This window comes from Pseudomonas sp. FBCC-B35, assembly GCF_059133755.1.
The window spans coordinates 1,891,739-1,917,130 of the sequence record NZ_CP101439.1 but is presented as its reverse complement, the minus strand read 5'-3'; the positions used below and the strand labels follow the sequence as shown (position 1 = coordinate 1,917,130).

The window sequence follows — 25,392 nt, the reverse complement described above, 5'->3', positions numbered from 1 at the left end:
TGATGGCGCGGCTCGACCGCACCACGCTCGTCATGGCTGCCAATGGAAAATCGGAGAGCACCCGCATGTCCGCACTTCACGAGGTATCCCCTGCCACCCTGCGCAGGGTGATCGCCGCTTCGGCCATCGGCAATTTCGTCGAATGGTTCGATTTCGCCGTTTACGGCTTTCTTGCAACACTCATCGCCAGCCAATTCTTCGCCAGTGGTGACCCGAGCGTCGCCCTGCTCAAGACCTTCGCCGTGTTCGCGGTGGCGTTCGCCCTGCGCCCACTGGGGGGTATCGTGTTCGGCGCCCTGGGAGACCGCCTGGGACGCAAACGTATCCTGTCGCTGACTATCTTGCTGATGGCAGGCTCGACCACCCTCATCGGCCTACTGCCCACGTATGCCAGCATCGGATTGGCAGCCCCCGTGCTCTTGACGCTCGCCCGCTGCCTGCAAGGTTTCTCGGCAGGCGGTGAATATGCTGGGGCCTGTGCTTACCTGATGGAGCATGCACCAAACGACAAGCGCGCGTTCTATGGCAGCTTCGTGCCGGTCTCGACGTTCTCGGCCTTTGCCTGCGCTGCCGTGATCGCCTACGGCCTGGAAGCAAGCCTGACCACAGAAGCCATGGCCACCTGGGGCTGGCGCGTACCCTTTCTGATCGCCGCACCACTGGGCTTGGTCGGTTTGTACCTGCGCTGGCGCATGGAAGAAACGCCAGCCTTCCGTGACGCACTGGCTCAGGGCAAGGAACATGAGCATTCGCCCCTCAAGCAGACCTTGCGCCACCATGGACGAGCGATACGCAACCTGGGCGCGTTCATCTCCCTTACTGCACTGTCGTTCTACATGTTCACCACCTACTTCGCCACCTACCTGCAATTGGTGGGCAACCTGACTCGCGCCCAGTCGCTGCTGGTGACCACTGTCGCGCTGCTGTTCGCCGCCGCTGGCTGCCCGGTTGCCGGCGCTGTGTCGGATCGGATCGGGCGGCGCAAGACCATTGGCTTCACCTGCTTGTGGGTGATGGTGTGCGTGTTCCCAGCCTACTGGCTGGCCAGCTCGGGGGCGATGTTCGGCGCCTTGCTCGGTGTCGTGCTGCTGGCGGTAGGCGCGTTGTCCAGCGGCGTGGTAACCGCTGCCCTGCTATCGGAAAGTTTCCCGACACGTACACGCTATACCGCGTCGGCCATCACCTACAACGTTGCCTACACCCTGTTCGGCGGCACCGCCCCACTGGTCGCGACCTGGCTGATCGGGCAGACAGGCAGCAGTCTGGCGCCAGCTTTCTATCTGGTCGTCATTGCCTTGATAGCGCTAGTGGGCGGGCTGGCGTTGCCGGAAACCTCGCGGATATCGCTGCACGATGACCCATCCCTGGCCGAAACTGGCAGCGCAGGACAATCCACGACCTGAACCGTGAGGGCTGCGCTGGCAGCCCTGCATGGCACCCGGTCTTCCATGAAAGGGCTCGACTAGAGGCTCAGTCTTCCAAGGGCTTGGGCGGTGAGGTGGGCTTGGCGGCCTTGCCCGGCTTGGTTTCCTTGGTCTTTTCCTGCACTGCGGTCGCAACCGGCTCGGAAGCCTTGACCGCTTTTTCACTGGCAGGTAGATCGTCCACCGCCTTGATGATGGCCTGGGGATCGAGGACCTCCCCAGTGTCGTCATCCTTGAGCATGTGCCGCTCACCGTCCTTGCCAACGAGGATGACCTTGGTCCCCTTGCTCGCACCAAGCTTGAGCTCGCGGATCAGTGCCATGGTGGTCTGCTGCTCCAGGTTCTTGTCGTCCCGTTTCCCCATCATCTGGGCGACGCTGTACAGCACGACGCTGCGCTCCTTGAAGGCAGCCTGCGTAGCCGGATCCTCCATGGCCTTGGTCACGGCCCTGAGGGTAGGGTCGGCACTGCTGGGAGCGATGATGACCAATGGCCTTGCCTTGCCCAGCTCCTGGGCCAATGGCCCACTACTGTCGGCCGCAAAAGCCGGGCTCACGGCGGCGAGCAGGGCGGCGAGGGTCAATGACCGGACAAGCATGCGCATCTCCTTATTCTCTCGATCAAACAAAGACTACGGACCTTGGAGAAAGATCCGACGCAGGAGCCTAAACCAACCCACCCGGCAAGGCGCAACTCAAAAGTAACTGGAGGTGTCACCCTGCCATGTGGCGCCTTACATGGCTCGTGCATGCCTACGAGCATAGCTCAACACGCTCACCCTGCTCCGGCACGACGGCGCTCCTGTTCCTAGGGTTGAAGGGGCTCGGCCGCGCTGTCCAGCGCCTGACGCGTGATGTCCAGCAGAAGCGCCCGTTCGGCCGCCTGGCGTTGCTGCGAAATTTCTTCCGTCTGCTGTAACACCTGCTGTTCGCTCAGATCAGCAGCCTCTTGCACAGCCTCCAGCCGTGCATGAAAAGGTGCGTTCATCTCGTCGAAACGTTGTGCATGCAAGCGGCGCACGTGACTGCACCAGAATTCCCTGTCCAACAGGGAGTTGGCCAGTTGCTCGCTGGTTTCTGCTTGCAACACGCGCCTGGCTGCTCCTTCGATATGCGTCTCGGTGACCCCGGCCACCGCCCTGAATGACATGCCGCTGGTGAAAATGGGCAAGTCAAGGCGCTCGCGTAGCGCCAGGCGGTAAGCCAGCACCACCTCGATCTCGTCAGGATCGGCACCATCGGCCTGTCGCCAGCGCACGTCGTCCATGGCCACACGCTCGACTTCATCCAAACGCCACAGCTGCCGCCCTAGGTGCAACAGCACCTGCTCTCGTTCACCTTGCTGCGCTTGGACTTCGGCCTGCCAGACCCGCAGGCGCACTTCCAGATCGCTGAAACGCAATGCCACGCTGTCCTGACAGGTCAGTTGCTCAGCGTCGCTGAACATCGCCATCCTCAAGTCGCTCGAATCACGCATGGCCCCCAACAATGTCAGGACTCGGCCGGCAAGATAGCGCGCGCCTGTGCGGTGCTGAAAATCCGCTGTTTCCATCAGGCGTTCGAGCAGACCGAAGAACTCGCCGCTGCCCTCCATGGCCTGCAGGTGTTCCCAGCAGGTGCCCAGTTCCGTGCGCTGGGCCAGGCCGATCGCATCCATCCAGTTCAGCCGCACCAGTACCATCGCTCGATCACGGGCGCGGGTAGCCGCTGTGAGTAACGCTTGCTCCAGCCGTTCGCGCTCAACAGCCGACAGCGGATTACCGCCCAGGTGGACCTCCCCCTCCACCCACAGGCGCGATTCATAGAAGTCTTCAGGCAACGCCGTAAGCAGGTTGTCGCGCAAGTCGACCACTCGCAGCGAAGTGCTCTCGAGCAGTTGGTAAGGCAAGCTGCGCAGGCCGGCGCCTGCTATACGCAACTCGTGCAGGCATGTCAGCCCGCCCACCGAAAAGGGCCTGCCCAACGGGTTGCGTGAGAGGTCCAGGTAACGCAAATGGCTGCAGCTACCGAGAATGGTTGCCTGCCCCGCGTCCAGCACCACTTGGTTGTGCGCCAAGTTCAGCGTCCACAGATGTTCCATCTGCAAGAGCGCCTGGGGGATCCGAGAGATCTGGTTATCGGGAAGCTCGAGCGACCGGACACTGGTAAACGCACCCAGAAAGCTTTCAGGCAGGTAGCGGATGCTGGCGTCGCGCAGCGACAGCGAATACACATGATCGAACCGTATCTGGGGCGGCAGCTCCGGTAGACTTTCGGTGTGAATGCCGATCATGTCCCAACGATAGGCAAGAATCAGACTGTCGCCGTGCATGCCCTCATCGAGCACGTGCTGCCAGCAATTGCGCAAGGCTCTTCCCAGCGTCCGGCGACGTTGACGCTCGGCATGACTTGAGCCTTGCCTGGCCCACGTACGCAAATGCATGTTGAGCGTCCGGTACTGATCCTCCAGGCACTGCAGCCGCGCCTCGATGCCTCCTGCTGCCGAACGCGCATCAGTCAGCCACTCGTCGAGTTGATTATCGGTGTAGGTGGGGTACAGGAACCTCAGCCTTCGCAGATAGGGGTTGGGCCTGCGCCCTCCACGTCCACTGAGCACGTAACCCACGCGGCCGTCGGCCAAGCGGGTGGGCAATTGCCAGCGGCCGCGAGTCGCGATGCCCAGGAGCTCAGGCAGCGCTGCCCGGTGAACCTGGGCAAGCGCAGCGACTTCCTGGCGCAAACTTTCGGCGAAAGGCGCATGCAGCCCCATGGTTGTCAGTTGGGCCTGATCGTAGGCATTCACGATGACCTCGAACAGGTCCCCGGGAGGGCAGATCTCCTGCGAAAAGGCGTTTCTTACGCTGAAGCCTTGGGTGTCATGGAACAGCTGTAGCTCGACATCCCCTTCTCCGGCACTGGTCAGTTGCACGCCGTTGAACTGCGCACTCAACAGGCGCCACCGCACATTACCGATGCCTCCAACTCGATAGTCGAGCAATTTCAGGACCAGCTTGGCCAAGTCCGTATCCTGCGACGTCCGCAAGTACAGGCCTTCGAGGGCGCGCTGCACACGAATGTGCGAGCTGCGCTCACGGGCAGCTTCGGCCAGTTGCAATGGCACGCGACCCGTCCGACGCAGACGTTGCAGGTCGACACTGCTCGCATTGGCCAGCAGCGCCTGTGCCGCACTGGGGTACAAGCGTGGGAATACGCACTGCAAAGCCTGGATATCCTGACTGGAAGGAGACATTTGCTGATCAAGCAGGTGCTGCATGACCTCGTACCGTCGTACATCGAGCTGCGCCGCCAGATCCGAAGAAGACAGGCCCTCGCCACCGGTCAGCTGCACAACCTGCGCAAGCAGCCTCTGATCTTCGATTACAACACCAGTGCGCAACTGCATCAGCAGGTTCTCGGTACGCTGAGCAAGATGCGCACGGCGGCTGGTATCGATCAGCGCTGGCAAGAGGTCGGCGCCGCGAAAATGCAAACCGCGTAGCTGGTCATCGTCGAGCGCGTGAATGGCCATGACCTGCTCGATTCGCGTGTCGTCAAGTTCAGCCATCGGCTCGCCCAGGCGCCTGAACAGGTAATGGCTGGTCGACCAATCCAGGGGAGACTCACTCCACAACCGCCACGCACCTGCACCGTTGTGCTGTAAAAGAGGACCTACACCCTCGCGCGGCACCAGTTGCCACTGCTCGTCCGTCGTGCGTTGCTGCACCGGGTAGGTGTGGCCGTCCATGCGGATCCATGCGCGGCTATCCTGGCGGCTGATCCCCTCATGATCTGCCACCGCTTCAACAGGTGGCGGGGAGCTTCGAAAGGGCGCCAGGTCCTCGGACCACAGGCGCGCGCCCCCATCCTCAACGTTGGACTGGACCAGACCATCTACCCACGTCGAGCGTTTCCACACCTGGGCCAAACCATAACCCGCTCCCGCGGTAACTCCAATCAATGCAACTTGAGCGGCCACATGGGTCATATGGTCCATAGCCTGCTCCGTCTCGCCTTCGTGCCAAGTGTCTACCCCGTGATACACCTCCTTCATCAACTCCCAGGCAGTCACGGCAAGCAATACCAGGCCCAACCCAGGTAGCCAGAAACTGGCCAGCCCCAGCAACGTCCAGCCCTCGACTGCCAGGCGTTTCTCATGCGCGCGCCCAATGGCCCGATCCAACGCGTTGACCGGAGGCGCCAGCGTTGCGGCATCGTCCATTACGTGTGCAACGCGGCTGCGGGCGAGGGTTTCGAACACAGGCTCCGACAAGGCGCTTGCTACCGGGTACAGGTCAGCTGTTGCCCAGATCGGTATGTCTTCATAGAAAGCCGACGCGAGCTGGCTGAAGAATCGTTGGCTATCACGACGTCGAATGAAACGCGCAAAAAACTGCTGATAGGCAGGCTGGCGCAAGCGTGCGTTGAGCACAGCGCGTTCAAAGCGTTCCAGATTATCGGCTGTGCTCCAGGCTCCAAACGGGTCACCCGGGATATACACCAGCACACGCTTGCTCGACGTGTAGAAAGGTGCCAACGATTCGTCCCGCACATCCAGCACCAGAATCTGCTGCAATGGACAATCCATAATCTGCAAGCTTTTAGGAAGCACTCGATCGCCGTGCAGGCGTCCCAGCCTGCCGCTTTGCCACAAATCGACCAACAGTTCGAGCTCGCCGGGAGCGAACACGCCCTGGGCATCGGCCTTGAATGCATCAAGCACCATTTCGTGCCGGTTCAGCTCACCCAGTAACGCTTGCATGGAGGCCGACGCTAGATGGGCAGACAAGTGTTGTTGATAGAGCCCACCCAGATCCAGTTCCCGGGTCAACTGGGCAAACCGAGCGGCGCTAAGCCTGGGCACCGAGTTACCTGCCGCGTCGAACACGCCAGCCATCGGCGGCAAGACCTGGGGCTGCGTCTGTTCAGCGGTAAAATTTCGCAAGACGGCTTCAAGCAGCGGTATCTGGTAGTAGTGGCGTTCGTACAAGGGCACCCGTATCGGGAAGTAAGTGGCGAGCGGTACCTCGTAAGCATTGCGAAACCACAACTGGTCCACGCCCTGGGTGATACCGAAACGAGCGCTCAGGGATTTTTCCAGCAGGGGCTTGGCGAATGCCTCGATACCTTCGATCAATCCCCACCGCGCGGCCAGACGCTGGCGGCATTTCAGGCTGCTGTTCAGCGCTTGCCCTGCCTGGGCAATGAATGCCTTATCGAGCTTTTTGAGCCAGGCCGGCAAGCGAGCAGCGATCAGGCCATCCTGGCAGGCCTGCTCCGCCAGCTGTTGATCAGTGAGTGCGGTGTCCATCAGTTGCTCCCGTGAAGTGATTTTGCACGGGAGGTTAGCGAGACGACAAACATACCTGCGGCGACGGGGTACTACCTCACGATCAAAACAGCAGCATCTGGTCATCGATCAACGTAGAAAAGCGATCACCCACAAAGGGAAGAATCGCATCGGCGACCGGCTGCAGCTGGCGTGACAGATAATGGTCATAGTCGATGGGGGCACGACGATTCTCCAACGGCTGGGGCCCGGCAGTGGTCATGAGGTAGCTGATCCAGCCTCCGCGCTGGTACTGGAGCGAGCGACCCAGTTCCCGGTTATAGTCATCGGCAAGCCGTGCGGCCCGCACATGCGGTGGCACGTTACGCTGATACTCCGCCAGCGGGCGGCGCAGGCGTTTGCGATATACAAGCGAAGCGTCGTGCTCTCCAGCGAGCATCTGGCCGACGTACTCGCGAACGAATTCGCGATAAGGCTCGCCGCGAAAAATGCGTCGGTAGAGCTGCTGTTGGAAGGTCCTGGCCAGCAGCGACCAATCGGTGCGTACCGATTCCAGCCCTTTGAAGACCATGTCTTCAGTGCCATCGGCACGCTGAACAAGGCCGGCATAGCGCTTTTTGCTGCCCTCCTCGGTGCCGCGTATGGTGGGCATGAGAAAACGCCGGTAATGGGTCTCGAACTGCAACTCAAGCGCACTCTCCAGGCCGAGCGTCTGGCGCAGGTGTTCGCGCCACCATTGATTCACCTCGCGCACCAGTGCATTGCCGATCTGCTCGGCCGCCGCCTCATCATGGCCGGTCTTGAGCCAGACGAATGTCGAATCCGTATCGCCATAGATCACGTCATACCCGCGGGCTTCGACCAGGGCGCGGGTCTGGCGCATGATCTGGTGCCCGCGCAAGGTGATCGATGAGGCCAGTCGCGCATCGAAAAACCGGCAGCCACTTGAGCCCAACACCCCGTAGAAGGCATTCATGATGATTTTCAGCGCCTGGGACAATGGCGCATTGCGATCCTGCTTGGCGTGTTCCCTGGCGCGCCACACACGTTCGACGATCGCCGGCAGACAGTGACGTGTGCGTGAGAAACGCGCCCCTCTGAAGCCTTCGACCGCGTTTGTGTCATCTGGCTGTTGCAGCCCCTCGGCGAGGCCGACAGGGTCAATCAGGAATGTGCGGATGATCGAGGGGTACAAGCTCTTGTAGTCCAGCACCAGTACCGAATCGTACAGCCCAGGTCGTGAATCCATGACGAAACCGCCGGGACTGGCTTCGTCGGGGCGGCTGCCCAGGTTGGGCGCGACGTAGCCTTGGCGGTGCATGTGAGGCATGTACAAGTGGCAGAAGGCGGCCACCGAGCCACCGCTGCGGTCTGCCGCCAGGCCCGTGACCGACGCGCGCTCAAGCAGAAACTCCAGCAACCTGGTGTGGACAAAGATGCGTGTGACCAGTTCACAGTCCTTCAGGTTGTAGCGCGCCAGCGCAGGCTTGTCCTCGGCGAACATGCGATTGATTTCATCCATGCGCTGGTAGGGCGTACTGATGGCCTTGCCGTCACCCAAGAGGGTTCGCGCGACATTTTCAAGACTGAACGATGGAAAACTCCACGTTGCCGAGCGCAGCGCTTCGACGCCGTCGATCACCAATCTGCCGGGCACATCAATGAAGACATGGCCACCACTACCTGACGCGCGCAGGGTCATGGCCGCTCCCCCCCTGCCCAGGTGCATGGGTACTTGCAGCTGCTTGCCGTGTTCATGCAGCAGGCGCAGGTCGAACTGCACCACGTTCCAGCCGATGATCGCGTCCGGGTCGTGGCGCGCTATCCAGTGGTTCAGGCAGTGCAGCAACGCACTGCGATCGGCGCAGTAGTGCAGGTCGAAGTCAACTTCGCGAGGGTCACCGTTGGGTGGGCCGAGCATGTACACCTGGCGCTGCCCACAGCCTTCCAGGGCGATGCTGTACAACTCGCCCCGCTCGGTGGTTTCGATGTCCAGCGACACCACGCGCAGCGATGGACGGTAGCTGCCGTGCGGCTTGAGCTGGGCATCGCAGAGCACGCCCTGCTCATCCAGGCGTCCAGCGAACTGCACGGGGGCCGTAATGAAACGCTCCATGAGGTAGCGCTCCGGTGGCCTGACATCGGCCTCGTAGACGTCGATACCTGCGGCGCGCAGCCGTTGTTCTACCTGAAGCAATTGCCGGTATTGACGGCAGTACAGGCCCATTACTGGGCGTTGATCGAATGTCTTCAATCCAAGCGGGCGCAGCTCTGCATCCGGCTCGTCGGCCAGCAACCGTTGCGCGTGCGCTTGTTGCGCCTGAGGGACGAACGCCACATTGATCTGGGGCGCCAGTCGCACTTGCCGGGGGCCCTGATCGGTAGCCAGCCACAGCTCCACGCACGTACCTGCCTGCGTGTCGTACCAGTGCCGGGTCAGGACGAAGCCCTGCTGCAAATCCACCGCCGCGCCCTCTGCGTTGTTGATGATGACGAATGTAACGGGTCGCTCCAGGCGCACCTGGCCTTGCCTGCGAGACGACATGATTGCGCCGGCAACCAAGCCCCAGCGTCTAACCTCCACCGTCGGTGGACGGGTCGCGCTTACCCTGTGCGGTGTAGTGAATTCAGCTGTACAGGTAGTTGATGTCCTTGAGCACCAGTGGAGGCACTTGACCGAGAAGAAAATCTCGCAACTTTTGCATCTGACGGGCCTTGGGGCTGTTTTTCAGCCAAGTCATGTAGTAGCCATCCCCAGTTGCCACGGCTTGCTTGAAAGGTGTCACCAGGCGCCCGGCTGCCAGATCGGCACTGGCCAACACCAGATCGACCACGGAGATGCCCAGGCCCTGCTGAGCGGCGGAGATACCTTGATCGAGCGTGTCGAACACCTGGCCTTGGTCGATGCTGACATCAAGGGCCTCCATCCGCGCCAGCCAGCGCCGCCAGTCGCGCCGATCCGGCGAGGGATGCAGCAGTTCGCAACGGTTCAGGTCCGACAGCACAGGCTGCGCCTGCTCCATGTAGTCAGGGTGGCACACCGGTATGAGCCACTCGTCGAACAGCCGGCAACTCTCCACATCGGCAGCGAACCGACCGTTGGCCAGCAAGATGGCGCAGTCGTAGGGTTCGGAATAGAAATCGACGCTGTCGATGTCCATCCACACGCTCGACAGCTGCACCGAACAGGTGTCTTCGTGTTTCTTGAAGCCATCCAGTGCCCTTAGCAACCAACGCACGGTGAGCGTTGAAGGCGCCTTCAGACGCAGGCCGTAGCGGTCCTGGCGCAGAAGCGAGCAAGCGTTCTCAATGATCTTGAAGCCGACCTTGAGCTCTTGAGAGAGCAAGCGCCCATGCTCGGTCAGGCTCAGTTTGGGCCCGCGCCGCTCGAACAAATCGCAGCCGAACATGCCCTCCAGGGTCTTGATATGGTGACTGACTGCGCCTTGGGTCAGTGCGAGCTCTTCCGCCGCCTTGGTGAATGAACCATAGCGGGACGCAACCTCGAACGCACGCAGTGCATGCAAGGCCTGAATCCTTTCCGACATTGACGCCTCCTGAGTATTAGCAAGACTAATAGTAGCTCATAATTTCACGCGTTTTACAACCTGCCGACAGTGCTAGAAAATGCAGTGAAAAAACATACATAACCTAAATCCTGCCTGAATCTGCGTGGATCGTTCATCATTTGAAGCTCGGGGAAACCATGTTTACGGGATATGGACATTGCTACCGCCTGGATGCGTTTGAGCAGGCCCTCGAACATGAGTGCATCGAAACACACTGGACAATCGCTACCCTGCAACACTTTCGCCAGACCCTTGCCAATCCGGAATTCCCCTGCCTGTTCGGGCGCAAGGCAGTCAATGCGCAGACGTGCTATGTCCTTTTCGCCCGCGCCGAACAGCTGGCGGATGACATCGCTCAAGGGCTGGCCAGCTATGTCCGGCTGATGGATCCGGTTGCGCCCAAGCTACGTATCGGCCACCCGTTGGTGATATTTCTCGAAACGGTGACCGACATGCCGCTTGCCCAACAGCAGGCGCTTGCCTGGAAGGTGCTGCAAGGCGTTCATGCTCGGGATCCGAACCCCTGGCCCCAGACAGTGCCAGCCGACCCCGCCGACAGCGGCTGGTCGTTCTGCTTTGCCGGCATGGCGCTGTTCATCAACATGAATTTCCCGGGCCACGAGCAGATGAAAAGCCGCAACCTGGGCAAGCACATCACATTCGTCATCAACCCCCGAGAGAACTTCGACGAAGTGGCCAATGTCGCCACCCAGAGCGGCCAGCGCATCCGCGAGCGCATTCGTCAACGGGTCGGCCACTACAACGACGGGTTAGTACCTGAAAGCCTCGGTTTCTTCGGTGAAGCGGATAATTTCGAGTGGATGCAGTACCAGTTGCAGGAAACCGGTTCGTTGAACCCGGCGCGCTGCCCTTTCCATGCCAGGACCGCCGTGTCTGCCACCCCCGACAACATCATCGAGAAATGACGTGAATACCGCCCTGACTGCCACCTACGCCCTTACCGTCCTGCTGCTGATCGCCACTCCAGGTCCGGTCGTGGCATTGATCGTCAACACCGCAGCCGCTTCGGGCTCACGCAAGGCCATTTTCACGGCCCTGGGCACCAACTGGGCCTCACTGGTACTGATCGGAGCAGCGGCCTGGATCATTCTTACCAGCGCAGCCATTGACAGGGCATGGCTTGGCGCCATGAGCCTGCTGGGTTGCCTGTTCATCGGCTACATCGCCGTGGGCACGCTCAGGGAAGCGCTCAAGGCGCCGCATCCCAACCACGAGCCCGATATGGCCAAGCCCGCGGGCCGCGGGGGTCTTTGGCAAGGCTTCATGGTGGGCATCTCCAACCCTAAGGACATCATTTTCTTCATCGCCTTCTTCCCGCAGTTCATCCAGATTACCGAGTCGTTCGGCAAGAGCATGGTCGTGCTTTCTCTGCTATGGATCGTTATCGACTTCGCCGTGCTGAGTCTTTACATCTTTGCCATCGGCAAGATTGCCTCAGCACGCAGCCATCGATTCATCAGCCTTGCGTCTGGCGTGGCATTGCTGTTGATCGCCATCGGCGGGCTTTTGTACAACCTCAGGGAGCTAACCGCCTAGCACCTTGCCTGACGCGGTGCCTTGCCAGGAGACCAGATGTCCACAGCCAGTCGCCAAGGGCTTTCGCCTTTGCAGCTCGAGTACCAACAGCTGCTTGCCAAGGCCACCCAGTGCGCCACTCAACGCGTTCGGGTGCACGAAACCGGGTTCAGCTCGGCCGTCGTCAACACCGACGCCCTGGGCCTGCGCTACAGCTACTGCAACGGCCGGCGGTTTTCGGTGGCTGAACGCAACGGCACTACGCGTCTCAACCTGCTGGTCGGGGGGTCGGTGGCCATGGGCATCGGCGCCAGTTCGGATGAACACACGGTCGCCTCGCAGCTCTCGGTGCTGACCGGAGAAATCTGGTTGAGCCTGGCCGGGTGCGGGCTGGATGCGAGCCAGGAGCTGCTGCTGTTCCTTACCCACGAGCACCGCCTGGCGCCGCTGGGACATGTGGTCATACTCAGCGGGCTCAACAGCTTGGCGCACGAAGCGCTTTGGGACATCACTGCCTGCTCACCTGAACCTCAACAGAGCAATGACTGGCAAACGTCCGTGGCCGGCTCAGAGGAAGTCCAGGCAGTATCACAGCCTGGCCTGACCCTCTGGCAGCGGTTGACCAAGGTGCTGGCACCGCCGGCCGCCGCGCCTCGACCTTATCAGTCTATCGAAGCACTGTCCCCGGCAGAAAAACGCATGACCCAGGCAGCCGACCATATCGCTCGCGCAGTGCAGCAATGGGATCGGCTATTAGGCAGCGCCCATACCACCCTCACTTTCATCCTTCAGCCCCTGGTGCACTGGTGTCGCGAGAGTCTGCCAGCGGGTGAGCAGGCCATGCTGAGCGCGCTCCAGCAAACGCCGGGAAGCACCGACCGCTTGCTCGAAGGCGTTTTCGATCGCAGGGTACACGCGGCATTCTTTCGCCGCATTCGTGAACAGGCCGCGCCGGTGCCCTGCTACGACATGAACTGCATGCTCGACAGCTCCCCAGCCTTCGGTTCGGACCTGTTCATTGATCGCCTGCACCTCAACGATTTGGGACAGACTGCGTTGGCTAAAGTGATAACGGCCAAGCTCGGACTTGCCCAGGAAAAACCGCAGCGCGCAAGCACACTGTAAGCGTGTCTGACTGACAATCGTCGGGTGGTCTTTCGGACCGGCCTGTTGCATGGCTAGAATAGCCTGTCGTTCCGATTGCCTGAGGCGTACGCTTGACTGTCATGAATAGAGAAGCCGTCCATCCTTGCCTGGCAACTTGCGAGGCAAGCCTGTGAGTCGCTTGCCACAAATGGCACTGGTACTGGCCGCCCTGGCACCTGCGGCGGGGCATGCACTGGAAGTGTCCATCGACCCCCATGCCGATCTGCTCTACCGCCAGGCATTGCCCCTTCTGGAACAGGCCGATACCCAGGAGGATGAAAGCGTCTTGCGAACGGCCCTGGGTAGCGACCCAGAGCTGCGTCGTCAGGGGCAGGCCATGGCACACACCTTGCCGACTGCGGTGGCACTGCTCAAGAAGTCGGTCGCACTCGGTCACCCAGTCGCGCAGTACCGTCTGGCGCTCTATTACATGACTTACTTGCCCGCCGCGCAAATACCCGACGCTGCCTGCCCTTTGCTCCAGGCAAGCCTCGACCAGGGGTTTGCGCCGGCGGCGCCTGCCATCGCCACCTGGTGCCCACCTTACAACGCCAGTGCCCAGTACCGCGCCGCTTTGGAGGCCGTACCCAGCATGGCAACCCTCTATGCGCCTTACTACCCCCAGCCTGCCACCCGCATGGCCTGCAGCCGCAGTCAACCCCAGGGCCTTGAGATGCTGTGGGGACGTCAGCGCGATTACCAGGCTGAGGTCTACCGCCTGCTGGGTGATCTCGATCCGCAACACCGCCACTCATTGCTGCAAAAAGCCGTAGAGACCAACGGCTGTGTCACGGCGCAGCAGCATTTGACCAGCCGGCCCTGACCCACCCGCCGCGGGTCTGGGCGCGGCGCACCAAGCGGGTGACAAGAGAGCAAGAACGTTCAAGCCATCGCCTGTGATGGCTTGGCATGCTGGCCTGCCTTGTCCAGATGCCCATACCTATGCCGTCCATCGCACGCCACGCCTTCCTGCAGGGCGCCATCGCCATCCTGCCGTTGTCGCTTGCTGTCGCACCCTGGGGCCTGCTGGCCGGGTCCATGGCCATCGCAGCCAACCTCAGCGCCTGGGAAGGCCAAGGGCTCTCGGCGATCGTCTTTGCCGGCGCCGCGCAACTGGTGGCCATCGGCATGCTCAAAAGCGGTGCCAGCCTGGCCTACATACTCCTGACGACCTTGTTACTCACTTCACAGCACCTGCTTTACGGGTTGTCGATGCGCCCAGCGCTCTCCCCTTTGCCATTGCGCTGGCGCCTGGGCCTTGGATTTCTGCTGACCGATGAGTTCTTTGCCCTGACCAGTCGGCACGACCACCAGCATTTCAATCGCTGGTATGCCTTGGGCATAGGCTTCACATTCTACGTTGCATGGAATCTGTTCACCTGGGCCGGAATCGTGCTGGGGAAAAGCATTCCACACCTTGATCAGCTAGGCCTGGACTTCTCAATCGTCGCCACGTTCGTCGCCCTGATCACGCCCCTGGTACGTAATCTGCCTACCCTGGCTTGTGTCGCCGTTTCACTGGGCGCCTCAGTACTGTTCAGCCACTGGCATTGGGAAACGGCCTTGGTCAGCGCTGGCCTGCTTGGGATGGGCACCGGTTTCGCGTGCCAGAAGCTTGGGAGGGTTGTGTGATGACCTGGCTGCTTATCATCGGTATGGGCGTAGTGGTCTTCCTCAATCGCTATGCTTTTCTCGAACCGCGCTTACCGTTGCGGCTGAGCGCCAATGCGCGTCAATTTTTGGGTTTTGCGGTGCCGGGCATGCTCACGGCCATCTGCGGGCCTATCATCTTCATGCCGGGGCATACGCTCAACCTGCAACCGCTGAACCCTTACCTGTTGGGGGCGGTGGTGGCCGCCGCACTGGTGTGGTTGACCCGCAACGTGATGCTGAGCATGCTGTTGAGCATGTTGATTTTCTTCGTCCTGCGAAGTGTCCTCTCATGAACGCCACGACCTGTGAGCAAACGCACCTATGGCAGGCACCGGCGCTGGGCGATGTGGAAATGCTGCACGCCCGGTATGTGCAACAGCGGTTCGCACCCCATGTGCATGAAGGCTATGTGTTCACGGTCATCGAGTCCGGTGCCCAGCGCTTCTGGCACCGAGGCAGCGAGCACCTTGCCCCCGTTGGCAGCATGGTCCTGATCAACCCGGACGAACTGCACACCGGTGCCAAGGCCCACGAAGCCGGGTGGCGCTATCGCGGGTTCTACCCTGAACATGAGCGCGTAACCGGCGTGCTCGATGAACTGGAACTGGGCCATGCGGGGATGCCGCGCTTTCGCGATAGCGTGATCCACGACCCTGGCCTTGCCAGCGCCTTCAGCCAACTGCATCAACTGTCCGAGAGCAGCGCCAGCGCACTGCATCAACAAACCGTATGGCGCCAGGCGGTATTGGCGCTGGTTCAACGCCACGGTCGCCTGGCCGAACTGTCTGCCCCAGGTCAAGAGCCTCGCGCTGTTGTACGTGCCCGGGAGTTGCTGGAAGCCCACTTGGCCGACCCGCCGTCGCTGGAGTTGCTGGCGGCTGCCGTCAACCTGTCGCCGTTTCACTTCGCACGGGTGTTTCGCCAGGCCACGGGCATGCCCCCTCACGCCTGGCTCAAACAGCGACGTCTTGTAAGGGCCAGGGAACTGCTCAAGCAGGGGCAGCCGCCTGCGGCAGTGGCGTTCAGCCTGGGTTTTGCCGATCAGAGCCACTTGAACAGGCAGTTCAAGCAAGCCTATGGCATCACCCCGGGGGCCTATCGGTTAGCCTGTTTCGCCGCTTGAGTGCGTCAACGCGGCGCAGTCGGTTGGCCGTGGCGCTGCTACACTTAAAAGGCTGAAAGGAGGAGCCGTCATGTCTGAAAGAGAGATCACCACCCTTCTGTCACTGATGAATCAGCGGCAAGCGTGCCTAAGCACCGCCTGCAAGGAGATCGCAGACTGGATCGACCGACAGGGCGACCTGCCGGCGGCCGGTAAGATAAGGGCGAGCCTGAAGGCCCTGGAAGCTGACGAAGCACGTGTGCGCCGAGCACTGACGTCATTGACGCTGGACAGGCCACTGCCGAAATTTCGCAGTTGACCTTGCTGGGGCCGCAAAGCAGCCCCATTGAGTGTTACGGGTGGTCCATGTGCATATGATCATGCTCACCTGGCGCCTGGGCAGTGAGCGCACGTACCTGAGCTTGCACGGCGACTGACTCGGTAGTGCCATCAGCGGCTTGCACCGTCAGGGTCAGCGGGACCTGCTGGCCTTCCTTTACCTGATCGTTCAAGCCCATCAACATTACGTGCAAGCCATTGGGGTCCAGGGTGACGGGCTTGCCGGCCGGCAGCGGAACCGCCTTGACCTCACGCATGCCCATGACGTCCCCGTTCATGGTCATTTCATGTACTTGGACGGTCTTGGCCACAGGCGAGGCGACACTGACCAGCTTGCTATCGCCACTGGCGGTAATGGTCATGAATGCGCCGGTCGACTGCTGGTGAGGCACGCTGGCGCGCACCCACGCTTCGCTGACGGTGGTCTGGGCCAGTACCGGCCCAGTGATGCCCAGCAGGACCAAGGCCGCCAGGCCGCGCTTAACGGATTGCAATGACATTCAGCAGATCTCCATCAGGGTAACCAGGTCTTCGGCACATTCCTTGGCTGTCAGGGAATGCCCGAGGCTCAGCCGCAGGGTGCCACGGGTGTCGTAGACGTAGCTGGTGGACGAATGGGAAATGGTATAGGTGTCGCCGGCCGGGACCTTTTCGTAGAACACCTTGAACTCCCTGGCCACGGCGTCGATTTCTTCAGGCGTACCGGTAAGCGCGGTGAAGGTCGGGTCGAACGCCTTGACGTAAGCATCGAGCACTTCCGGCGTATCGCGCTCTGGATCGAGCGTGATGAATACCACCTGGAACAGATCACGGTCACGGCCGCGCAGCAGTTTGCGAATTTGAGCAGCTCGCGCCAGGGTGGTCGGACAGATGGCCGGGCACTGGGTGAAGCCGAAGAAGACCATCGGCATGCTGCCATAGAAGCTTGACAGGGTACGGACGTTGCCTTGTGGATCCCGCAGCGAGAACTTTCGCCCAAGGATTTCATTGCTCATGTTCTTGCCGTACTTGAACTCAAGCCCACGCGCCGGACTGCAACCTGCCAGCAGGCCAAGTCCAAGAACGCCCATGCCGGCGACGACTGAACGCCGGGTCAGAAGATCATTCATGAAACCATCCTTTACAGGGAAGGTGCCGACCCTCGGGACGGGCCGGCCAGAAAACCGGCGCATTCTGGCATGCCCCCCATGTCCCTTCTACCCACCGGCGGCGATTACCTCTCCAGGCCGCTGAATACAGGCAGCGGCCAATTGTCGCAGAGGTTGCAAACGTAACAGTTTGTTGCTAGCGCAAAGCGGCACGTCGGCTACAGGGCCCACGCCAAGTCCGATTCCGGCTCGGCGCAACCCGGAAGCCCTACTAGTAGTAGGCGTTTTCTTTCTGGCTATGGTCAGTCACGTCACGCACGCCCTTGAGCTCGGGGATACGCTCCAGAAGCGTGCGCTCGATGCCTTCCTTGAGGGTAACGTCTGCCTGACCGCAACCCTGGCAGCCACCGCCAAATTGCAGTACTGCAATGCCCTCGTCGACCACATCCACCAGGCTGACCTGACCGCCATGGCTAGCTAGGCCAGGGTTGATTTCGGTCTGCAGATAGTAGTTGATGCGTTCGTTGATCGGGCTGTCTTCATTGACCATGGGCACCTTGGCGTTAGGCGCCTTGATGGTCAACTGGCCACCCATGCGGTCGGTGGCGTAGTCCACCAGCGCGTCTTCCAGGAACGGCACGCTGACCGCATCGAGGTAGGCGGTGAAGCTCTTGAGGCCCACAGCAGTGTCATCAGGCTTCTCTTCGCCCGGCTTGCAGTAGGCGATGCACGTCTCGGCGTACTGGGTACCCGGCTGGGTGATGAAGATACGAATGCCGATACCGGGCGTGTTCTGCTTGGACAGCAGATCGGCCAGGTAGTCATGGGCGGCGTCGGTAATGGTTATAGCGCTCATGTAGGTTCCTCACAGACTTGCGCGTCAGTGTACGCCAACGCAGCCCTCTAACAAAGTCCTAGTATTTGACTCGGGAAAGCACATACGGCTGCGCCTGCGCGCTCGGTGCCTGCATCCAGGCCTGCATGCAGCGGTACAGCCCGCGCTCGATCCACTGGTAGCTGAGCCACGACAGGGTGGCGATGCAAGGCACGCAGAGGGCGAATGTCAGGTACGGGTCCAGCCCCAGTTGCTGACTGGCAAACCAGCCCAGGTGCAGGACCAGCACATGGATCAGGTACACCGAATACGAGCAGTCGCCCAGCGCCTTGAGGATGCGATTACCCTTGAACAGTGGCTCCATGGCGATGAAGGCGAGGACAACCATTGCACTTGGCAGGCCCCAATGCAGCAGCCTTTGGGACGCATCGAGCTGATAGATGGCCAACGCGGCTACGGCCAGGAGCCCCATCGGGACCCAAATACCCTGACGGACCAGGCCACGGCGGTAAAGCACACCTATACCAATGCCCAGCAGAAACTCATAGACGATGTCGTTGTTGTAGAAGTGACTGACCACGCCCAGGCGCCCCAGGATTTCACTCACCCCTACCAACAGGCCGGCGACCACCAGTAAATGCAGGCGCCGGCTTACGAGAAACGCCATCCCGAACAGCAGGTAGAACATCATCTCGAAGTTCAGGGTCCAGCCAACGTTCAAGGTAGGGTACATACCGTAACCACCTGGGTTTTCTGCTGGTATGAAAAAGAGTGAACGCAGCAGGTGTTGCCAGGTGAATACCTGATGCGGCATCCATTGACTGAAGGCGAGCAGCATCAAGGCCATCAACGCCGAGTAGAACCAGTAGGCTGGCACGATACGCAGCACGCGGTTGAGCACAAACTGATGCGGGACAACCTGCTTGTCGCAGGTCGAAAGGTAGATGACCAACCCACTGATGACGAAGAAGATATCCACGCCCACCGCACCTCGGTCAGTGAACAATTGGCCGACGGGGCCGGAGGCGTGAAAGTCGAAGAAAACCTGCATGAAGTGGTGGCAGACGACCACCCAGGCGGCGAAAGCACGAAGTGCCTGAAGCGAATACAGCATGAAGTACCCTGCGTTTGCCGGTGCATTCAGGCACCGGCTACAGCGCAGCTGCCGGTGCCACTCATGGGTTGGGACCGCAGGAGGGCGCGAAAGGTCAGCGCGCCCCGATCAGAGGTTTTCGTAGCGATTCATGTCCAGCACGCCCGTTTCCACGGGGTCGGTTTCCAGAATGAACGCGCTCAGGTCATGGAAGTAACGCCAGAATTGCGGATGGGTACGGCGTATGCCCCACCGCTCTACGATGCGCTCGAAGCGAGCGGTATCATCCTTGGCCTGACTCATCAGATCGACGAAAACCGGTACTTCGGCGGCTGGCACGTTGAACATGAAGTTGGGGTAGCTGGTCATGACCCCGGGCTGCAAGGTCAGGGTATCGAGGCCCGGCTGGTAACGATAAGCCTCGCCCAGCAGGAATGCCACGTTGCTGTGCGCCCGGTTGCGCATCAAGGTGTAGACCTGCCGCTGCCCACCCTGCCCATCGATGCGCAGCAGTGTCGCCTCAGGCAACTGATTGATCACTTTCAACCCGGCTGCAGGACGCGAGACCAGCCGGCTGAGCGACTGCTCTGCGTTGCGAAACTCTTCACTCATCTGCGGGCGCGAGCAATACGCCCCCTGGCAGCGGTTGATCGGATCGGGTGAGGCATTGATGCTGGCGGTACGCGCGATCAACTGCATACCGAAATCGCGCTTGGGATCGCGTGGGCTCAAGGCAAGGCCGCTCGGCGTATCGGCGTCGATGTTTTCATAGTCGAGCCACATCTTTATCTTGCCGCTGTCCTGATACCAGTCGCTCAGGATGTCTTGGCGCGCCTCAGCCGGCATCAGGCGCAGGAAATTGACCTCGGCGCCGTTGCGGATCAGGTCGAAGTACAGGCGCGTCTGCAACTGGTGCGACAGGTTGCCGAAGACGTCGAAGTTGACCGCCAACTGATAGTAAGTGCGTTCCAGCAAGGGATAGTCGAACAGCCACATCGTCAGGGGTACGTCCCCCACCAGGCCCTTGGTCACCGTCGCGCTGTCGAAATGACGGAAGATGCTCAGCAACGCGTTGTCGTTGCCCGTCCACAATGTCGACCAGCCCGGGGCCGGCATGTCGGCGTAGGCCTCACGGCGCAGTTTCTCGTACGCGTTGCGCTTGTCGCGATAGGCGCGCCACAACGCAAGCACACTGCCCACGTCATCGTTCTGACCTGGCATGGCGAGCAAGGGCGTGGCCTTGCCACGGTAACGGGCATCGGTGACGTAGCGATCGAAAGCCGGCTCCTGGAACAGCGCCCAGAAGTTGTCGCGGATCACGTCCGTGGCAATCTGCCCACGGCAGACCGGTCCGCGTATGAAGGTGCGCACGAAGTACTCGGCGTTGTCGAGCATGAACTGGTAGCGCGCCACCGCCGGGATCGCCTCGAACGTTTCGAAGGGATTGGCGCGGTGCCGAGGGCCGTAGCCTGGCAGCGTGGTCACCTGCCAATCGCCGGCGTAGAAGAGCTGCTTGACCCGCTTGAGTTTTTGCGGCCCGAGGGGGTAAGTGATGTGAGTCTTGTGCACGATCACACCCTGCACGGGAATCAGGCGATAGAAGAACGCTGTGCCGGGCGGATCATTGGGCCTGCGCGTGGCAATGATGTCGGCAGGCTGCCCGCTGGGCGTGCGCGAGCGTACCCATTGGAAAAAGTGCCCCTGCTCACCCCCGGTAAAATGAATGTGGGCCAGGAACAGGTGCTCGTACAGCCAGCGCCCCACCAGGGCTTCTGAAGCCCCTGGACGATTGAGCAGCGCTTCCCATTCGGCGATCTGACGGGCTTCGCTGGCACTGGGCTTGATCGCCTGGTACTCGACGGGCGCACCCGCCGCCAGCCAGCCACGCAGTGTCGCGTATTCCTGGTCGGTCAGGCCGGTCACGGCCAGTGGCATGCCCTCCTTGGGATGCACACCGGCATAAGCATCGAACTCATGGGGCAACGGGCACATGTTGTTGCGGTTCAGGCCAAGTGCAATCTCATCCGGTACCTTGGCATTTGGGGTGAGCGGCGTCTTGTGCCCCAGTTCGAGCATGCGTGCCATCAGCGCGGCCTGGCCGCCTTGATTGTCGAGCACCGAATAGAAGCCTTTCTTGCGCCACTCGGCCTCGCTATGGGCGTCATAGAACAATCGCGTGGGCGCTACGGCCTTGCTGCGCTCGCCCTGATAGACGGGCACCTTGCTGGCACCGCGCACGGCACCTTCGGCGCCCTCGAGCTTGAGCTGGCAGGCGGCGTCGTTGCAGGCGTGGCAGGCGACGCACTTCTCGGTGAAGATCGGCTGGACATCGCGGGTATAGGAAATGGTTGGAGCTGGTTGAAGACCTTGCCCGAGCACCGCGCCACTGATCAACAGGGCAGTGAGGCCGGCAAGCATACGATGCACCATGTGCGGGATGTCCTGATTATGTGCAGCCAAGGCAATGAAAAATTGGCAATGCTTGTATTAATAGCTGGGATGAAGGGTTGGCAACATGAACATATTTCATGAAAACCGGGCGCACCCCTAAAAACCGTGCAGCTTTGTTATGATTCAGCACTTTCTGATTTCCGCCCGACCAGGTAGTTCATATGTCCGACCGCAGCGCTCGTCTTCACGCACTTCAACAAGCACTTAAAGAGCGCATCCTGATTCTCGATGGCGGCATGGGCACTATGATCCAGAGCTACCGGTTGGAGGAAGCCGACTATCGTGGCACGCGCTTTGCCGATTGGCCAAGCGACGTCAAAGGCAACAATGACCTGCTGCTTCTCAGCCGCCCCGATATCATCGCCGCCATCGAGATGGCCTACCTGGACGCGGGCGCCGATATCCTCGAGACCAACACCTTCAATGCCACCCAGATCTCCCAGGCCGACTATGGCATGGAATCGCTGGTGTATGAATTGAACGTGCAAGGCGCGCGCATCGCCCGCCAGGTGGCCGATGCCAAGACGCTGGAAACCCCTGACAAACCGCGCTTCGTGGCGGGCGTGCTCGGCCCGACCAGCCGGACCTGCTCGATCTCCCCCGATGTGAACGACCCGGGCTATCGCAACGTCACGTTCGACGCGCTGGTGGAAAACTACATCGAGGCTACCCGCGGGCTGATCGAGGGTGGTGCCGACCTGATCCTGATCGAAACCATCTTCGACACCCTCAATGCCAAGGCCGCTATCTTCGCCGTGCAGCAGGTGTTCGAAGATGATGGCATCGAGCTGCCGATCATGATTTCCGGCACCATCACCGATGCCTCCGGCCGCACGCTGTCCGGACAGACCACCGAAGCCTTCTGGAACTCGGTCCGGCATGCCAAGCCGATATCCGTGGGCCTGAACTGCGCATTGGGCGCCAAGGACTTGCGTCCTTACCTGGAAGAGTTGTCGAGCAAGGCCGACACCCACGTTTCGGCACACCCCAATGCGGGCTTGCCCAATGCGTTCGGTGAGTACGACGAAACCCCGGCGGAAATGGCGGCAGTGGTCGAGGAGTTCGCCGCCAGTGGCTTCCTGAACATCATTGGCGGTTGCTGCGGCACCACCCCTGGGCACATCCAGGCCATCGCCGAGGCGGTGGCCAAGTACCCACCACGGCCAATCCCGGAGATCGCCAAGGCATGCCGCCTCTCGGGCCTGGAGCCCTTTACCATCGATCGCCAGTCGTTGTTCGTCAACGTCGGTGAGCGCACCAATATCACCGGCTCGGCCAGGTTCGCGCGACTGATTCGCGAGGAAAACTACACCGAGGCTCTGGAAGTGGCGCTGCAACAAGTAGAGGCTGGCGCCCAGGTCATCGACATCAACATGGACGAAGGGATGCTCGACTCCCAGGCGGCCATGGTCCGTTTCCTCAACCTGATCGCCGGTGAGCCGGATATCTCGCGCGTGCCGATCATGATCGACTCTTCGAAGTGGGAGGTGATCGAGGCCGGCCTCAAGTGCATCCAGGGCAAAGGCATCGTCAACTCCATTTCCATGAAGGAAGGCGTTGAGCAGTTCAAGCACCACGCCCGCTTGTGCAAGCGCTATGGCGCCGCCGTGGTGGTCATGGCCTTCGACGAAGTCGGCCAGGCCGATACCGCCGCGCGCAAGCAGGAAATCTGCAAGCGCAGCTACGACATCCTGGTCAACGAGGTTGGCTTCCCTGCCGAGGACATCATCTTCGACCCGAACATCTTCGCTGTCGCCACCGGCATCGAGGAACACAACAACTATGCAGTCGACTTCATCGAGGCCTGCGCCTATATCCGCGACCACCTGCCCCACGCCCTGACCTCGGGCGGGGTGTCCAACGTGTCGTTCTCGTTCCGGGGCAACAACCCGGTGCGCGAGGCGATTCACTCGGTGTTCCTGTACCACGCCATCGCCAACGGCCTGACCATGGGCATCGTCAATGCCGGTCAATTGGAAATCTACGACGAGATCCCGGCGCAGTTGCGGGAAAAGGTCGAGGATGTAGTACTCAACCGCACGCCCCAGGGCACCGATGCGCTGCTGGCCATTGCCGACGACTACAAGGGCGGCGGTGCCACGCGGGAAGTCGAGAACGAGCAATGGCGCTCGCTGCCGGTGGAAAAGCGCCTGGAGCATGCGCTGGTCAAAGGCATCACGGCGTTCATCGTCGAGGACACCGAGGCGTGCCGCCAGCAATGTGCACGGCCGATCGAGGTCATCGAAGGCCCCTTGATGAACGGCATGAACGTGGTCGGCGACCTGTTCGGCGCAGGCAAGATGTTCCTGCCCCAGGTGGTCAAGTCGGCCCGGGTGATGAAGCAGGCCGTTGCGCACCTGATCCCGTTCATCGAGGCCGAGAAAGGTGACAAGCCCGAGGCCAAGGGCAAGATTCTAATGGCGACGGTCAAGGGAGATGTGCACGACATCGGCAAGAACATCGTCGGCGTGGTGCTGGGCTGCAACGGCTACGACATCGTTGACCTGGGGGTGATGGTGCCCGCCGAGAAGATCCTGCAGACGGCACGTGACGAGAAATGCGACATCATCGGCCTGTCGGGCCTGATCACACCGTCGCTGGACGAGATGGTGCATGTGGCGCGCGAGATGCAGCGCCAGGGCTTCGAGCTGCCGTTGATGATTGGCGGCGCGACCACTTCCAAGGCTCACACGGCCGTGAAGATCGAGCCCAAGTACAGCAATGACGCCGTGATCTACGTGACCGATGCGTCCCGCGCCGTGGGTGTGGCGACTCAATTGTTGTCCAAGGAGCTCAAGTCAGGTTTCGTCGAACGCACACGCCAGGACTACGAAGAGGTACGCGCGCGCACGGCCAACCGCAGCGCCCGGACCGAGCGTCTCACCTATGCCCAGGCAGTGGCAGCCAAACCCCAGTACGACTGGGCCGGCTACCAGCCAGCGGTACCCTCTTTCATGGGTACCAAGGTCCTGCATGACATCGACCTGCGCACCCTGGCCCAATATATCGACTGGACGCCGTTCTTCATTTCCTGGGACCTGGCAGGCAAGTTCCCGCGAATTCTCACTGACGAAGTCGTTGGCGAGGCGGCGACCGCCCTGTACGCGGACGCCCGCGAGATGCTCGACAAACTCATCGACGAAAAACTCATCAGTGCTCGCGCGGTGTTTGGCTTCTGGCCTGCCAACCAGGTGGCCGATGACGACATCGAGGTGTACGGTGAAGACGGCGCTGCGCTGGCGACCTTGCACCACCTGCGCCAGCAGACCATCAAGCCCGACGGCAAGCCCAACTGGTCGCTGGCCGACTTCGTGGCGCCCAAGGCCAGCGGTGTGACCGACTACGTCGGCGGGTTCATCACCACGGCGGGTATCGGTGCCGAAGAAGTCGCCAAGGCCTATCAGGACAAAGGCGACGACTACAGCTCGATCATGGTCAAGGCCCTGGCCGATCGCCTGGCCGAGGCCTGCGCCGAATGGCTGCATGAGCAGGTGCGCAAAGACTACTGGGGGTATGCCCGGGAGGAGCAGCTGGACAACGAGGCGCTGATCAAGGAGCAGTACCGTGGCATCCGTCCGGCGCCGGGCTACCCGGCCTGCCCCGACCACACTGAGAAAGAGACCCTGTTCCGCCTGCTCGACGGCAGTGCCATCGGCGAAACGGGCCCAAGTGGCGTCTTCCTGACCGAGCATTACGCGATGTTCCCGGCCGCGGCTGTCAGCGGCTGGTACTTCGCCCACCCGCAGGCGCAGTACTTTGCGGTGGGCAAGGTCGACAAGGATCAGATCGAGAGCTACAGCACCCGCAAAGGTCAACCCGTGAGTGTCAGCGAGCGTTGGCTGGCGCCGAACCTGGGGTATGACAGCTAAGGCTTAACTGGGTCCGTCCAGC

General features: G+C 61.1%; 19 protein-coding genes. 10 read left to right on the top strand and 9 right to left on the bottom strand.

The annotated features are described in order from the left end of the window. Positions 1-65: 65 nt before the first annotated feature. The gene (locus NMB38_RS08795) at positions 66-1,403 is read left to right on the top strand and encodes an MFS transporter (RefSeq protein WP_088522987.1); all 1,338 of its coding nucleotides are present in this window, start codon (positions 66-68) and stop codon (positions 1,401-1,403) included. 67 nt (positions 1,404-1,470) lie between these two features. Here NMB38_RS08795 and NMB38_RS08790 read toward each other — a convergent pair whose 3' ends face one another. From NMB38_RS08790 to NMB38_RS08775, 4 genes are all read right to left on the bottom strand, one after another. Then, positions 1,471-2,022 (bottom strand): DUF4174 domain-containing protein, encoded by a 552-nt coding sequence (locus tag NMB38_RS08790; RefSeq protein WP_088522988.1) that lies wholly within the window; start codon positions 2,020-2,022, stop codon positions 1,471-1,473. Positions 2,023-2,231: 209 nt separating this feature from the next. After that, positions 2,232-6,710 (bottom strand): NEL-type E3 ubiquitin ligase domain-containing protein, encoded by a 4,479-nt coding sequence (locus NMB38_RS08785; RefSeq protein WP_165919252.1) that lies wholly within the window; start codon positions 6,708-6,710, stop codon positions 2,232-2,234. 82 nt (positions 6,711-6,792) lie between these two features. Continuing rightward, on the bottom strand, positions 6,793-9,153 hold the full coding sequence (locus NMB38_RS08780; protein WP_125921978.1) for a DNA polymerase II: 2,361 nt from the start codon (positions 9,151-9,153) through the stop codon (positions 6,793-6,795). Positions 9,154-9,316: 163 nt separating this feature from the next. Beyond that, entirely contained in the window at positions 9,317-10,237 is a 921-nt protein-coding gene (locus NMB38_RS08775) for a LysR substrate-binding domain-containing protein (RefSeq protein WP_027914655.1), read from the bottom strand. Positions 10,238-10,395: 158 nt separating this feature from the next. Between NMB38_RS08775 and NMB38_RS08770 the strand changes: the two genes are divergently transcribed. The 8 genes from NMB38_RS08770 to NMB38_RS08735 all read left to right on the top strand — a co-directional run bounded on the left by NMB38_RS08770 (position 10,396) and on the right by NMB38_RS08735 (position 16,014). After that, on the top strand, positions 10,396-11,184 hold the full coding sequence (locus NMB38_RS08770) for a YqcI/YcgG family protein (protein WP_033695033.1): 789 nt from the start codon (positions 10,396-10,398) through the stop codon (positions 11,182-11,184). 1 nt (position 11,185) lies between these two features. Further along, entirely contained in the window at positions 11,186-11,815 is a 630-nt protein-coding gene (locus NMB38_RS08765) for a LysE family translocator (protein ID WP_028686959.1), read from the top strand. Between the two features lie 36 nt (positions 11,816-11,851). Next, positions 11,852-12,919: an SGNH/GDSL hydrolase family protein gene (locus NMB38_RS08760; protein ID WP_427662333.1), complete on the top strand. Its 1,068-nt coding sequence runs from the start codon at positions 11,852-11,854 to the stop codon at positions 12,917-12,919. A 169-nt stretch (positions 12,920-13,088) separates the two neighbouring features. Next, positions 13,089-13,763, top strand: a complete 675-nt coding sequence (locus tag NMB38_RS08755; protein ID WP_219858017.1) for an SEL1-like repeat protein — start codon at positions 13,089-13,091, stop codon at positions 13,761-13,763. Between the two features lie 119 nt (positions 13,764-13,882). Then, a complete protein-coding gene (locus NMB38_RS08750; RefSeq protein WP_494355003.1) occupies positions 13,883-14,572 on the top strand; it encodes an AzlC family ABC transporter permease in 690 nt (229 codons plus the stop codon). Beyond that, complete coding sequence (locus NMB38_RS08745; RefSeq protein ID WP_049696178.1) at positions 14,572-14,886, top strand: AzlD domain-containing protein; 315 nt, start codon at positions 14,572-14,574, stop codon at positions 14,884-14,886. Before NMB38_RS08750 ends, NMB38_RS08745 begins: the two co-directional genes overlap by 1 nt. Continuing rightward, the gene (locus NMB38_RS08740; protein ID WP_027914648.1) at positions 14,883-15,716 is read left to right on the top strand and encodes an AraC family transcriptional regulator; all 834 of its coding nucleotides are present in this window, start codon (positions 14,883-14,885) and stop codon (positions 15,714-15,716) included. The genes NMB38_RS08745 and NMB38_RS08740 overlap by 4 nt, the downstream gene beginning before the upstream one ends. Before the next feature lie 70 nt (positions 15,717-15,786). Beyond that, on the top strand, positions 15,787-16,014 hold the full coding sequence (locus NMB38_RS08735) for a hypothetical protein (protein WP_027914647.1): 228 nt from the start codon (positions 15,787-15,789) through the stop codon (positions 16,012-16,014). A gap of 34 nt (positions 16,015-16,048) precedes the next feature. Here NMB38_RS08735 and NMB38_RS08730 read toward each other — a convergent pair whose 3' ends face one another. The 5 genes from NMB38_RS08730 to NMB38_RS08710 form a co-directional block, all read right to left on the bottom strand. After that, positions 16,049-16,534: a copper chaperone PCu(A)C gene (locus NMB38_RS08730; protein WP_027914646.1), complete on the bottom strand. Its 486-nt coding sequence runs from the start codon at positions 16,532-16,534 to the stop codon at positions 16,049-16,051. Then, positions 16,535-17,143 carry an SCO family protein gene (locus NMB38_RS08725; RefSeq protein WP_027914645.1) on the bottom strand — a complete coding sequence of 203 codons (609 nt, stop codon included), beginning with the start codon at positions 17,141-17,143 and terminating at the stop codon, positions 16,535-16,537. Positions 17,144-17,393: 250 nt separating this feature from the next. Further along, complete coding sequence (nfuA, locus tag NMB38_RS08720) at positions 17,394-17,978, bottom strand: Fe-S biogenesis protein NfuA (RefSeq protein WP_023536208.1); 585 nt, start codon at positions 17,976-17,978, stop codon at positions 17,394-17,396. A 58-nt stretch (positions 17,979-18,036) separates the two neighbouring features. Beyond that, entirely contained in the window at positions 18,037-19,071 is a 1,035-nt protein-coding gene (locus NMB38_RS08715) for an acyltransferase family protein (protein ID WP_027914644.1), read from the bottom strand. A 108-nt stretch (positions 19,072-19,179) separates the two neighbouring features. Beyond that, positions 19,180-21,480 carry a fatty acid cis/trans isomerase gene (locus NMB38_RS08710; protein ID WP_132578860.1) on the bottom strand — a complete coding sequence of 767 codons (2,301 nt, stop codon included), beginning with the start codon at positions 21,478-21,480 and terminating at the stop codon, positions 19,180-19,182. A gap of 182 nt (positions 21,481-21,662) precedes the next feature. Between NMB38_RS08710 and metH the strand changes: the two genes are divergently transcribed. Then, positions 21,663-25,370, top strand: coding sequence for a methionine synthase (metH, locus tag NMB38_RS08705; protein ID WP_027914642.1), 3,708 nt, complete (start codon positions 21,663-21,665; stop codon positions 25,368-25,370). Positions 25,371-25,392 lie beyond the last annotated feature (22 nt).